Raw genomic sequence first — 12,166 nt, forward strand, 5'->3', positions numbered from 1 at the left:
GCGCTCCCGCGCGCCCAGCGGCGGTACTGCCAATCGGACCGCCGGCCCTACCGAGGAGGAACGACAGCGTGACCTACGTCATCGCGCAGCCTTGTGTCGACGTCAAGGACAAGGCGTGCATCGAGGAGTGCCCGGTCGACTGCATCTATGAGGGCTCCCGGTCCTTGTACATCCACCCGGACGAATGCGTCGACTGTGGTGCCTGCGAACCGGTCTGCCCGGTCGAGGCGATCTTCTACGAGGACGACACCCCGGAGGAGTGGAAGGACTACTACAAGGCGAATGTGGAGTTCTTCGACGAGCTCGGTTCGCCCGGTGGTGCCAGCAAGCTCGGCCTGATCGAGCGCGACCACCCCTTCATCGCGGAACTGCCGCCGCAGAACCAGTAACGACCGAGGACCAAGGGGGAGCCCGCCCGCTCCCTCTTGCTCCCCTGTCGTTGGGGGCACCTCCAGTGTCAGCCACGGGAGGTCGCACGGCGCCGCCCCGGTCCCGTACGGCCTGCCGCCGTACGGGACCGACGCGTTCGTGCCGACGGCCCCGCACCACCCGAGAAAGTGAGCACCGTGGGCGCAGCATCGTCTCCCCGGCCCGAATCCCCCCGCGGCTCGCTCCGCGGCCGGCTTCCCGTCTTCCCGTGGGACCGCCTGGAGCCCTACAAGGCCACCGCGGCCGCGCACACCGACGGCATCGTCGACCTGTCCGTCGGCACCCCGGTGGACCCGGTCCCCGCACTGGTGCAGCAGGCGCTGACCGCCGCGGCCGACAGCCCCGGCTACCCGACGGTGTGGGGCACCGCGGCGCTGCGGGACGCGCTCACCGGCTGGGCCGCCGAGCGCCTCGGCGCCCGGGGCCTGGAGCACACCAACGTGCTGCCGGTCGTCGGCTCCAAGGAGCTGGTGGCCTGGCTGCCGACCCAGCTGGGCCTCGGCCCCGGCGACAAGGTCGGCTACCCCCGGCTGGCCTACCCGACCTACGAGGTCGGCGCCCGGCTGGCCGGCGCCGAGCCGGTCGTCTACGACGACCCCACGGAGCTGGACCCCAGCGGTCTGAAGCTGCTCTGGCTGAACTCGCCGTCCAACCCCACCGGCCGGGTGCTGAGCGCCGACGAACTGCGCCGCACCGTTGCCTGGGCCCGTGAGCACGGGGTGCTGGTCTTCAGCGACGAGTGCTACCTCGAACTGGGCTGGGAGGCCGACCCGGTCTCCGTGCTGCACCCGGACGTCTGCGGCGGCTCCCACGACGGCATCGTCGCGGTCCACTCGCTCTCCAAGCGCTCCAACCTGGCCGGCTACCGCTCCGCGTTCCTCGTCGGCGACGCCGCGGTCCTCGGCGACCTGCTCCTGATCCGCAAGCACGGCGGCATGATGATCGGGGCCCCCGTCCAGGCCGCCACCGTCGCGGCACTCGGTGACACCGCCCATGTCGCCGAGCAGCGGGAGCGCTACGCCCGCCGCCGCGCCGCGCTGCGCGAGGCCTTCGAGGCGGCCGGTTTCCGTATCGAGCACAGCGAGGCCTCGCTCTACCTCTGGGCGACCCGCGACGAGCCCTGCTGGGACACCGTCGGCGCCCTCGCCGAGCGCGGCATCCTGGTCGCCCCCGGCGAGTTCTACGGCCCCGCGGGGGAGCGGTTCGTCCGGATCGCCTTCACCGCCACCGACGAGCGGGTGGCCGCCGCGGTGCGCCGTCTGGCGGAGTGAGCCGCGAGTGACACGTGCAGGGGCCCGGGGAGAGCGAACTCCCCGGGCCCCTGCGCGTCGTACGGGCGGCGGTCAGCGGCCGCCGAGCGGCAGACCGCCGAGCAGGCCCTTGGCGGGCGCGAGCAGGCCCTGCGGCGAGCCGACGAGTCCCTTGGCGGCGTCGAGCGGGAGCGAGCTGGTCGAGACGCCCTTCCTGGCGATCGGGCGGGCCACGCTCTCCGCCTTCTCGGCGGCGGCCTGGGTGAGCGGCATGGCCTTCTTCACGACCGGGCCGGCGGTCTCGATGAGCGCCGGGGCGAGCTTGGTGGCCGCCTTGCCGCCGGCCGCGTTCACCAGGCCGACGCCTTCCCGCGCGGTGTGGTCGAGGGTCGCGCTGGTGTTCTGGGAGTCCAGGGGCGCCGTCAGTCCGCCGAGTGCCTTGGTGGGCAGCTCCGCGGCGCTCGCGGAGCCGGCCGCAGCGACCACGGGAGCGGCACCCGCTGCAACGAGCAGGGCGGCTCGGGCGATCCGACGCGTAACGGGGAGGGACATGGTGCTCCTTTTACGGAGAAGGACTCGTACTTCTGACAGATGTGCCATGTCCGCCTGGCGGACGCACTGACTACCGCGTCAGAACCCCGAAGGTTGCGGTGAACTCCGGTAAAGAGTTGGTAACGCGTCACATAATCGGCCCTGGCGAAAGACGGGCAATATGCGCACGCGCCGAAGTGCCGCGGAAACGTCACAGCCCTTTGTCCGCAAGGGAATTGACCGGGCCCTATCCGTGCGCTCGGCCAACTGCCCCTCGGTAAAAGGGAATTGCTGCCGGTGCCCCTTCCGGGCGACCGGGCAAACTACTGCGCGGTGATGATACGAACGTGGTGCGCGGCCACCGCGGAGCCGGCCGGCTTCCGTTGCCAGCCCTTCCCCGCCTCGTCCGCCGTCCACATCCGGCCGGCGTAAGAGATCTGTTCGATGTGCAGCTCGGCGGAGTGCGCCATGGCCCACATCGCCAGCTCCCAGCCGCGCCGTTCGGCATCGCCCGAGGCCATCGCACCGGCCTGCCGCACCGGTATCGTCACCCCGCTCCCGCCGCCCGCGGAGCGGCCCTGGGTGGCGCCGGGCCGCGGCAGCACCTCGGGGCCGAACTCCCGCACCAGCCGCTCCCGTACCGCCTTGGCGCCGCCCGCCGTCCCGTCCACCGGGCTGCTCTCGGTGCAGCTCATCGCGTCGTGGTCGCGGCCGGTGAGTGCCCCGGTCAGCCGGGCGGCGTTCGCCTCGTGCTTCGCGTAGGCCTGCGGGTAGCCGCTGCGCTGCACCTTCTGCGCGGCCACGGTCAGCGGCAGCCGGGAGTAGCCGGGCACCTTCGCCAGGTGACGGTAGAACTCCCCGGCCGAATAGACCGGGTCCATGATCTGCCGCACGGTGCCCCAGTCCTGCGAGGGCCGCTGCTGGAAGAGCCCGACCGAATCCCGGTCACCGAAGTCGATGTTGCGCAGCCCCGACTCCTGCATCGCGGTCGCCAGCGCGATGGTCACCGCCCGCTCCGACAGCCCGCGCGAGGACGCCACGGCCGAGATCGTCGCGGCGTTCGCGGCCTGCTCAGGGGACAGCTCGTAGTCCTTCGCGTCACCCTCGGCGCGGACCGTGCAGTGCGGTGCTCCCGGGCCGCCGGTCACGTACTGCACCACGAGGTAACCGGCCAGACCGATCAGTACGGCGAAGGCCGCTGCGGTACGCCACAGGCGGGAGCGGCGGCGGGGAGCTGAGGACGGGGCGGACACCGCCCCACCGTACTGGAGTGCTGCGGATAGGGTCGGCCCCATGGAGCGCTCCACAGACCACCCCGCCCTCGACCTGTCGCTCGACTCCGCCGCGCTCACCGCGCAGCTCGTCGACTTCCCCTCCGAGAGCGGCGACGAGAAGGACCTCGCCGACGCCGTCGAGCACGCCCTGCGCGCGCTCCCGCACCTGACCGTCGACCGGTACGGCAACAACGTCGTCGCCCGGACCCACCTGGGCCGCGACGAGCGGGTGGTGCTCGCCGGACACCTCGACACCGTGCCGATCGCCGGCAACGTCCCCTCCCGGCTGGACGAGAACGGCGTGCTGTGGGGCTGCGGTACCTGCGACATGAAGTCCGGCGTCGCCGTCCAGCTGCGGATGGCCGCCACCGTCCCGGCGCCCAACCGCGACCTGACCTTCGTCTTCTACGACCAGGAAGAGGTCGCCGCGCACCTCAACGGCCTCGGCCACGTCGCCGACGCCCACCCCGACTGGCTCGCCGGGGACTTCGCCGTCCTCCTGGAGCCCTCCGACGGCGAGGTGGAGGGCGGCTGCCAGGGCACCCTGCGGGTCCTGCTGCGCACCACCGGCGAGCGCGCCCACTCCGCCCGCAGCTGGATGGGCGCCAACGCGATCCACGCCGCCGCCCCGATCCTGGCGAAGCTCGCCGCCTACGAGCCGCGCCGCCCGGTCATCGACGGCCTCGAATACCGCGAGGGCCTCAACGCGGTCCGCGTCGAGGGCGGCGTCGCCAACAACGTCATCCCCGACGCCTGCACCGTCACCGTGAACTTCCGCTACGCACCGGACCGCACCCCCGACGAGGCGATCGCCCACGTCCGGGAGGTCTTCGCGGACTGCCCGGTGGACGAGTTCGTGATCGACGACCACTCCCCGGGTGCGCTTCCGGGGCTCGCCCACCCGGCGGCCAAGGCGTTCATGGAGGCCGTCGGCGGCACCGCGATGCCCAAGTTCGGCTGGACCGACGTCTCCCGCTTCAGCGCCCTGGGCGTCCCGGCCGTCAACTACGGCCCCGGCTACTCGCTGCTGGCGCACAAGAAGGACGAGCGGGTCGAGGCCGCCCGCATCCTGCACTGCGAGGAGCGGCTGCGCGCCTGGCTGACCGCCTGACCTCCCCGGAGCCCGCGCCGACCGGTCGCATCCCCGCGGAATTCCCCTGCTCTTCACCTCCTCGGATCTACGCTGAAACGGCAAACGATCTGCCAGCGGAGGGAGCACGACATGGCCAGTCCCGAGGGAGCACCGGTCCCTGAGGAGCAGCGGCTGGGTCCCGTACTGCGCCGCCAGGAGCAGGTGCAGACCGGCACCACGGACCAGCGGCTGCTGGACTCCGAGGGCCCCTCCGAATGGGTCCACACCGACCCCTGGCGCGTGATGCGCATCCAGTCGGAGTTCGTCGAGGGCTTCGGCGCGCTGGCCGAGCTGGGCCCGGCCGTCAGCGTCTTCGGCTCGGCCCGTACGCCGCGTGACTCCAAGGAGTACGACGTCGGCGTACGGATCGGGCGGGCCCTGGTGGAGGCCGGGTTCGCGGTGATCACCGGGGGCGGCCCCGGCGCCATGGAGGCCGCCAACAAGGGCGCCAACGAGGCCGGCGGCACGTCGGTGGGCCTGGGCATCGAGCTGCCCTTCGAGCAGGGCATGAACGAGTACGTGAACCTCGGCGTCGACTTCCGCTACTTCTTCGTCCGCAAGACGTGTTTCGTGAAGTACGCCCGCGGATTCGTGGTGCTCCCCGGCGGCCTCGGCACCCTCGACGAGCTCTTCGAGGCGCTCACCCTCGTCCAGACCCGCAAGGTCACCCGCTTCCCGATCGTGCTGTTCGGCACGGCCTACTGGAGCGGGCTCGTCGACTGGCTGCGCGACACCCTCATCGCCCAGGGCAAGGCGTCGATGCACGATCTGGAGCTCTTCCACCTCAGCGACGACGTGGACGAGGCGATCGCGCTGGTCACCAAGGAGGTCGGGATCTAGGGCCGGTCCTGTGGCCAGGGAGGCTCACGCCAGTCCCCGGCGGGCGACCGCCGGGGGCCGGTGACCGGCGATGGAGGCCACCATGTCCAGCACCTGCCGGGTCTCGGCGACCTCGTGGACGCGGTAGACCCGCGCGCCCAGCCAGGCCGAGACGGCCGTGGTCGCCAGGGTGCCGAGCACCCGCTCCTTGACCGGCCGGTCGAGCGTCTCGCCGACGAAGTCCTTGTTGGACAGCGAGACCAGCACCGGCCAGCCGGTGTCCCGCATCTCGCCCAGCCGGCGGGTCGCCTCCAGGCTGTGCCGGGTGTTCTTCCCGAAGTCGTGCCCCGGATCGATCATGATCGCGTCCCGCCGGACGCCCAACTCCACGGCCCGCTCGGCCAGTCCGAGCGTCACCCGCAGGATGTCGGCCATCACGTCGTCGTACGTCACCCGGTGCGGCCGGGTACGCGGCTCGGCGCCGCCCGCGTGGGTGCACACCAGGCCGACGCCGTAGCGCGCGGCCACTTCGGCCAGCCGCGGATCGACGCCGCCCCAGGCGTCGTTGAGCAGGTCCGCGCCCGCCTCGCAGACCGCCTCGCCGACCTCGTGCCGCCAGGTGTCCACGCTGATCACCACGTCGGGGAAGCGCCTGCGGACCTCGGCGACGAACCCGACCGTGCGGCGGGCCTCCTCCTCGGCGCTCACCTCCTCGCCGGGACCGGCCTTGACCCCGCCGATGTCGATGATCGCGGCGCCGTCGGCCACCGCCTGTTCCACCCGGGCGAGGGCGGGCTCGTCACGGAACGTGGCGCCCTGGTCGTAGAACGAGTCCGGCGTCCTGTTGACGATCGCCATGATCACCGGCTCGTGCGCGCCGAACTCGCGATTCCCCAGCCGCAGCATTCCCTGACTCCCTCTCCGTGGTCCGGGAGCGACCCTAACTGTCACACCCGCATGGCACGATCAGTGCAGGCACATAGTCCGGGGAGTTGGTCGTGTTCTGGTTCTTGCTGATCGCGATGGTCGTGGTGGTGGCCGCGGTCACGCTCGTGGTCGTCGGCGGCGGTGACGGCGGTGGGCTGCGGGATTCCGAGCCGGACCGGCTGCACGACCCGCTGCCGGAGGACCGCCCCCTGGCCCGCGCGGATGTGGACGCCGTCCGCCTGCCGGTGACCGTCCGTGGCTATCGCATGAACGACGTCGACGACGTCCTGGACCGCCTCGGCGCCGAACTCGCCGAGCGGGACGCCCGGATCGCCGAGCTGGAGGCCGCGCTGGCCGGTGCGCACGCCTCCGCCATGGGCGGCCCGGGGCTGATACAGGACGGGCCGCCCGTGCTCGGGCCGGTGCCGGAGGCCGGGGCCGGCGACCGGGCGTCCGCCGACGCCCCCGAGGCCCCCGGCGCCCCCGGGAAGGGCGCGGACGGCGAGGAGCGGTCATGAGCGGCGTGGTGCGCGAACCGGACGGCATCCCGCGCTGCCCCTGGGGGATGGAGTCGGCGCAGATGGCCGACTACCGCGCCTACCACGACACCGAATGGGGCCTGCCGGTCCACGGCGACGACGCCCTCTTCGAGCGGATGAGCCTGGAGGCATTCCAGTCCGGCCTCTCCTGGATCACGATCCTGCGCCGCCGCCCCGGCTTCCGCGCCGCGTTCGCCGGGTTCCGGATCGCGGAGGTGGCCCGGTTCACGGCCGCGGACGCCGAGCGGCTGCTCGCCGACCCCGGCATCATCCGCAACCGCGCCAAGATCGCCGCGACGATCAACAACGCCAGGGTCGCCGCGGAGCTGGCCCCCGGCGAACTGGACGAGCTGATCTGGTCCTACGCCCCCGACCGCGCGGACCGGCCGGTGCCGCGCACCGTCGGTGATCTCCAGCCGACGACCCCGGAGTCGACGGCGCTCGCCAAGGACCTCAAGAAGCGCGGCTTCCGCTTCGTCGGCCCGACCACCGCCTACGCGATGATGCAGGCCTGCGGCCTGGTCAACGACCACCTGGCGGAGTGCCACGTCCGGGCGGCCGTGGAGGCGGCGGCCGGCTGACCGGCCCGGCCGGCGGGGACGGCCCCGGGGCGGGTCAGCGCCCCAGGAAGACCGGCCTCTCCTTCTTCACGAACGCCTCGACCGCGATCCGGTGGTCCTCCGACGCCCCGGCCCGGCCCTGCAATTCGTCCTCCTTGCCGAGGGTCTCGGCGAGCGAGTGGTCCGCACCGTAGGCCAGCGACTCCTTGAGCGCGGCATACGCGGCGGTCGGGCCCTGGGCGAGGCGCCGGGCGACGGCCGCGGCCTCCCCGGCCAGTTCCTCGGCCGGTACGACCTTGTTGGCGATCCCCAGCTCGTACGCCTCCTGGGCGCTGATGTTGCGCGGGAAGAGCAGCAGGTCGGCGGCCCGGCCCTGGCCGATCAGCCGCGGCAGGGTCCAGGACATCCCGGAGTCGGCGGTCAGCGCGACGCCCGCGAAGGAGGTGTTGAACGAGGCGGAGTCGGCGACCACGCGGTAGTCGGCGGCCATCGCGAAGCCCGCGCCGGCACCCGCGGCGACCCCGTTGACGCCCGCCACCACGGGCTTGGGCATCTCGGTCAGCGCCGTCACGATGGGGTTGTAGTGCTCACGCACGGTGTTCATGGTCTTCCCGGACCCGGTCGCCCGGTCCTCGGCCAGCAGGCCGATGTGCTCCTTGAGGTCCTGCCCGACGCAGAAGGCGCGCCCGGTGGCGGTCAGCAGCACGGCGCGTACGGCGGAATCGGCGGCGGCCTGCTGGAGGGTGTCCCGCAGCTGGACCTTCGCCTCGATGTTCAGCGCGTTCATCGCGTCCGGGCGGTTGAGCGTGATCGTGGCGAGTCCGTCGGTCACGTCATAGAGCACGGTGTCGGCCATAGTGGGAGTCCCCTCCGTCGCGGCTCGGACTGCGCGGCAGCGGCAGTCAGCGCTCAGGATGCCGGAGATCATCGGGCCTCGGCATGTGACGTACATCAAAGATCATGGGCGCGCCGGAGGTCGGCGGGCGGAGAAGTATTGCAGCCGCCTCTCCGAATTGCGGGGGTTTGCGGGAGCGCGTTGCCGAAGGGATGCAGCCCGATGTTGGTCATCGGGTCGTTCGATGCGGGATAATGGCCTGGAAGCAATGTGTTCGATGCCGGTGACACGTGCCTATCCGGGCCGTCGGCTGAGATGAGCTGGTTTCAGGAAGGGGAACGAGCATGGCGGCCATGAAGCCGCGGACGGGTGACGGCCCGCTCGAGGTGACCAAGGAGGGGCGGGGCATCGTCATGCGTGTTCCGCTCGAAGGCGGCGGGCGGCTCGTCGTCGAGCTGACCCCCGACGAAGCCAAGGCCCTGGGTGAGGCCCTGGACAAGGTCACCGTCTGACAAGGGCGGCGCAACCGGCGGTTTCCCGGGGCTGACCCCGGTATCCCCAGCCGTATGACACCGGCCCCGGCAGGTGGCGCGCAGTGAAGGTGCGCCGCCCGCCGGGGCCGTTTGCATGCGGGCGGGGGACGCGGTCAACCGGGTGGGGGACGCGGTCAACCGCGCTTGACCGCGCAGAGCAGTCCGTCGCCGACGGGCAACAGGGACGGCACCAGGGTCGTGCTCTCCCGTACGGTCCGCAGCAGTTCCCGCAGCCGCAGCACCTCCGCGGGCTGCACCGCGGAGTCGACCGTACGGCCGTCGGCGAAGACGCCCTCGAAGCACACCAGGCCGCCGGGGCGCAGCAGCCGCAACGATTCAGCGAGGTACTCCAGGCACTCCATGAGATCGCCGTCGCAGTACACGAGGTCGTATCCGCCGTCGGCGAGCCGGGGCAGGACGTCCAGGGCGCGGCCGGGGATGAAGCGGGCGCGGTTCCCGGCGAAGCCCGCCGCGCGGAACGCCTGCTTGGCGAAGCCCTGCCGCTCGGGTTCCAGGTCCACGGTGGTCAGCACCCCGTCGGGCCGCATGCCGTGCAGGAGGTAGATGCCCGACACGCCCGTGCCGGTGCCGATCTCGGCGACCGCTTTGGCGTCGACGGCGGCGGCGAGGAGACGCAGGGCGGAGCCGGTGCCGGTGGTCACCGTGCGGATACCGGCTTCCCGCGCACGGTCACGGGACCAGTGCAGGGCGGCCTCTGCGCTGTCGTCGAGGGTCCCGGCGCCGTACGCCTCGGCGAATGCCAGGCTCGTCTGCCGGTTGCCGGTAATGGCCCTCTCCTGTCCCCGTAGTTGACGCAACCGTGACTGTATCCGCTGCGTCCGGGAACCCGCAGATGGGACCGGACGTTATGAAGGGGTAGCGGGAGGACGGGGGGATGCACGGTGACGACTGCGCGAGACACGGACCAGGACCAGAAGCAGGGCCAAATGCAGGTCAAAACTGCTTATCCGGAGCTAACGGGCGAGGTGGATATGGTAGGGGCTCTACTGGACGCCACCAGAGCCACCAGGGGAGGTGCGGCTGCGGCGGGTGACCGAGGGGTGCTGAGGCGCTTGAAAAGGTCGTTCGTCGAGCCGAAATCCGTGACAAACACTGCTGACCGTTTCCGCCCCCATGGCCCGAAGGGCATGGGAGGGGCCTCCGCCGCCGACTCCGCGACCACCGCGACCTTCGCCGCAGACGCGGATGCGCAGGCGTGGACTCCGCCCAGCTGGGAGGAGATCGTCAGCACCCACAGTGCACGGGTCTACCGCCTCGCCTACCGCCTCACCGGCAATCAACACGACGCCGAGGATCTCACCCAGGAGGTGTTCGTCCGCGTCTTCCGCTCGCTGTCGACGTACACCCCGGGCACCTTCGAGGGCTGGCTGCACCGCATCACGACCAACCTCTTCCTGGACATGGTCCGGCGCCGTCAGCGTATTCGCTTCGACGCGCTCGGTGACGACGCCGCCGAGCGGCTCCCCAGCCGCGAGCCCTCCCCGCAGCAGCACTTCAACGACACCCACTTCGACGCAGATGTGCAGCAAGCTCTGGACACCCTGGCGCCCGAGTTCCGCGCCGCGGTGGTGCTGTGCGACATCGAGGGGCTGTCCTACGAGGAGATCGCCGCCACGCTCGGCGTCAAGCTCGGCACGGTCCGCAGCCGTATCCACCGCGGTCGCTCCCATCTGCGCAAGTCCCTCAAGCACCGTGCCCCGGCCACCCGCGCCGAAGAGCGCGAGCAGCGGCGCTCGCTGGCCGTGGTGCCCTCGCAGGAGGTCGGAATCGCGTGAGCGGCAGCGGCGGTCCGTCCCCCGCCGAGCAGCATCTCGGCGACCGCCTTGCGGCCCTGGTCGACGGCGAGTTGGGGCATGACGCGCGCGAGCGGGTGCTCGCGCATCTCGCGACCTGCGGCAAGTGCAAGGCGGAGGCCGACGCCCAGCGTCGGCTGAAGAACGTGTTCGCACAGGCGGCACCCCCCGGTCCCTCCGAAGGCCTGCTGGCACGTCTGCAGCAGCTGCCCGGCGGTGACCAGGAAGGCCCCGGCAGCCGGCTCGGCAGCGGCGCCCTCGGACGCGGTGAGTTCGCCCGCGGCGGCGGGGCGTTCGGCTATGTCCCCGGCGGCCACTCCGGCCATGCCATGGCCTTGCCCGCCCAGCCGCGTGCCCGCGGCTTCCGGGTGCCCGAGGCCGACCGTCCCGCACAGCGGCGCCGGTTCGCCTTCGCGGCGGCCGGTGCGGTCTCCCTCGCGGCCTTCGCGCTGGGCGGCGCCCTCCCACTGGAAGCGGCCGTCGATCTGCCCGGCGGACGCGTCGACGGCGGCGGCACGGCCGTCACCCCGCTCGGCGCCCGCCCCGCCGCCGACAACGGTTCCCTGCTGCGCGGCGCGGAGTACGCCGCGGGGAACTCCGGCTCCGGCGACCGCCAGCCGTCCGGCCGTCCACCCCTGGCCCCGGCCCCCAGCGCCATGGCCCTGTACGGCCCCGGTACGACACCCCCCGCCCCCTACGCGACGGCCTCGGCACCGTCGGTGCCTGCCGGCCGCTTCGGCCTCTCACCGCTGATAGCCGCGACCGGTCCGGCCTCCGCGTACCACCTCGCGCCCCTGACCGCCGTGACCGGCAACAGCCCGGTGCGGAAGAACTCACCGGCGCTCCCGCCCCTGGAGCCCAAGCGTCCGCTGATCGGCTCCGCGGCCGTGGCAGCCCCGTCCGCCGAGGGCGGAGGCCCCGCCCGGCGCTGACCGTCGACCGTCCCCTGCGCCGCCCCCTGCGGAACTGGTTGAATCGCTGTGGGGCGGCGCACCCCTGAGCGGGCGCGTCCGCGAGGTGGTGGTGGCCCGCGCACGACGCGGGCGAACTCTGGGGAGAGCATGGACGACGGTAAGGCCGCCGGGCCGAAGCTGAAGTGGTGGAGCCGTCCGGGCACACGACCGTCCGCCGAGACCGGCCCGCAGACGGCGCCGCCCACCGGCGGCCCGGCGGACGGGACACCGGCCGGGGGCTCCGGCCCGTCCGACGTCCGCAGCGACGAGGACTGGCTGGTGCGCCCGCCGGAGCGACCGGAGCGGGTGGAGCGGGGCGAAGCGCAGGGCGGCACGGCGGGCTCGGCGGACGGGTCCGGGCCGACCGGTGCGGCGTCCGGTACCGAGGTGGCTGACGCGGGGCAAGCCGGCCAAGGGACCCAAGCGACCCAAGTGACCGAAATGGCTGATCCGGAAGGGGAGTTGACTGCTGAGCTGCCCCATGTCCGGGGTGCTTCTGCTGGGCAGTCGTCGGAGGACTGGGTGGTGCGTCCGCCGGAGGCTCGGAACGGCTCGGCGTCGTCTGCGTCG

At 72.4% G+C, this 12,166-nt stretch carries 14 protein-coding genes; 9 read left to right on the forward strand and 5 right to left on the reverse strand.

Annotation, left to right across the window (positions count from 1 at the left end):
- The first annotated feature begins 68 nt into the window (after positions 1-68).
- Together fdxA and dapC are read left to right on the forward strand one after the other, a co-directional pair.
- Entirely contained in the window at positions 69-389 is a 321-nt protein-coding gene (gene fdxA, locus ACGFN2_RS25865; RefSeq protein WP_033319951.1) for a ferredoxin, read from the forward strand.
- 177 nt (positions 390-566) lie between these two features.
- On the forward strand, positions 567-1,700 hold the full coding sequence (dapC, locus tag ACGFN2_RS25870; RefSeq protein ID WP_362605462.1) for a succinyldiaminopimelate transaminase: 1,134 nt from the start codon (positions 567-569) through the stop codon (positions 1,698-1,700).
- A 72-nt stretch (positions 1,701-1,772) separates the two neighbouring features.
- Here dapC and ACGFN2_RS25875 read toward each other — a convergent pair whose 3' ends face one another.
- Together ACGFN2_RS25875 and ACGFN2_RS25880 are read right to left on the reverse strand one after the other, a co-directional pair.
- On the reverse strand, positions 1,773-2,231 hold the full coding sequence (locus ACGFN2_RS25875; protein ID WP_362605460.1) for an ATP-binding protein: 459 nt from the start codon (positions 2,229-2,231) through the stop codon (positions 1,773-1,775).
- Between the two features lie 302 nt (positions 2,232-2,533).
- Positions 2,534-3,463, reverse strand: coding sequence for a heavy metal transporter (locus ACGFN2_RS25880; protein ID WP_362605458.1), 930 nt, complete (start codon positions 3,461-3,463; stop codon positions 2,534-2,536).
- Between the two features lie 40 nt (positions 3,464-3,503).
- Between ACGFN2_RS25880 and dapE the strand changes: the two genes are divergently transcribed.
- Complete coding sequence (gene dapE, locus ACGFN2_RS25885; RefSeq protein ID WP_362605456.1) at positions 3,504-4,595, forward strand: succinyl-diaminopimelate desuccinylase; 1,092 nt, start codon at positions 3,504-3,506, stop codon at positions 4,593-4,595.
- Positions 4,596-4,706: 111 nt separating this feature from the next.
- Positions 4,707-5,456, forward strand: a complete 750-nt coding sequence (locus tag ACGFN2_RS25890; protein WP_393364357.1) for a TIGR00730 family Rossman fold protein — start codon at positions 4,707-4,709, stop codon at positions 5,454-5,456.
- Positions 5,457-5,480: 24 nt separating this feature from the next.
- On the opposite strand, the gene folP is transcribed toward ACGFN2_RS25890, so the two are convergent.
- Positions 5,481-6,341 carry a dihydropteroate synthase gene (gene folP / locus ACGFN2_RS25895; protein WP_393364360.1) on the reverse strand — a complete coding sequence of 287 codons (861 nt, stop codon included), beginning with the start codon at positions 6,339-6,341 and terminating at the stop codon, positions 5,481-5,483.
- A 92-nt stretch (positions 6,342-6,433) separates the two neighbouring features.
- Here folP and ACGFN2_RS25900 point away from each other — a divergent pair, with 92 nt between their 5' ends.
- Positions 6,434-6,880: a DivIVA domain-containing protein gene (locus ACGFN2_RS25900; protein WP_362605452.1), complete on the forward strand. Its 447-nt coding sequence runs from the start codon at positions 6,434-6,436 to the stop codon at positions 6,878-6,880.
- Positions 6,877-7,482: a DNA-3-methyladenine glycosylase I gene (locus ACGFN2_RS25905; protein ID WP_393364363.1), complete on the forward strand. Its 606-nt coding sequence runs from the start codon at positions 6,877-6,879 to the stop codon at positions 7,480-7,482. Before ACGFN2_RS25900 ends, ACGFN2_RS25905 begins: the two co-directional genes overlap by 4 nt.
- 34 nt (positions 7,483-7,516) lie before the next feature.
- Here ACGFN2_RS25905 and ACGFN2_RS25910 read toward each other — a convergent pair whose 3' ends face one another.
- On the reverse strand, positions 7,517-8,317 hold the full coding sequence (locus ACGFN2_RS25910; protein WP_362605448.1) for an enoyl-CoA hydratase-related protein: 801 nt from the start codon (positions 8,315-8,317) through the stop codon (positions 7,517-7,519).
- Between the two features lie 323 nt (positions 8,318-8,640).
- Here ACGFN2_RS25910 and ACGFN2_RS25915 point away from each other — a divergent pair, with 323 nt between their 5' ends.
- Positions 8,641-8,808, forward strand: a complete 168-nt coding sequence (locus tag ACGFN2_RS25915; RefSeq protein WP_006603288.1) for a DUF3117 domain-containing protein — start codon at positions 8,641-8,643, stop codon at positions 8,806-8,808.
- A 155-nt stretch (positions 8,809-8,963) separates the two neighbouring features.
- Here the strand turns inward: ACGFN2_RS25915 and ACGFN2_RS25920 are convergent, their stop codons facing one another.
- Positions 8,964-9,647, reverse strand: a complete 684-nt coding sequence (locus ACGFN2_RS25920; RefSeq protein WP_362605446.1) for an O-methyltransferase — start codon at positions 9,645-9,647, stop codon at positions 8,964-8,966.
- A 285-nt stretch (positions 9,648-9,932) separates the two neighbouring features.
- Here ACGFN2_RS25920 and sigE point away from each other — a divergent pair, with 285 nt between their 5' ends.
- Both sigE and ACGFN2_RS25930 read left to right on the forward strand, forming a co-directional pair.
- On the forward strand, positions 9,933-10,625 hold the full coding sequence (sigE, locus tag ACGFN2_RS25925; RefSeq protein ID WP_393364367.1) for an RNA polymerase sigma factor SigE: 693 nt from the start codon (positions 9,933-9,935) through the stop codon (positions 10,623-10,625).
- On the forward strand, positions 10,622-11,575 hold the full coding sequence (locus tag ACGFN2_RS25930) for a zf-HC2 domain-containing protein (RefSeq protein ID WP_393364370.1): 954 nt from the start codon (positions 10,622-10,624) through the stop codon (positions 11,573-11,575). The genes sigE and ACGFN2_RS25930 overlap by 4 nt, the downstream gene beginning before the upstream one ends.
- The last annotated feature ends 591 nt before the right edge of the window (positions 11,576-12,166 follow it).

The organism is Streptomyces sp. NPDC048612, from assembly GCF_043199295.1.
GTDB lineage: Bacteria > Actinomycetota > Actinomycetes > Streptomycetales > Streptomycetaceae > Streptomyces.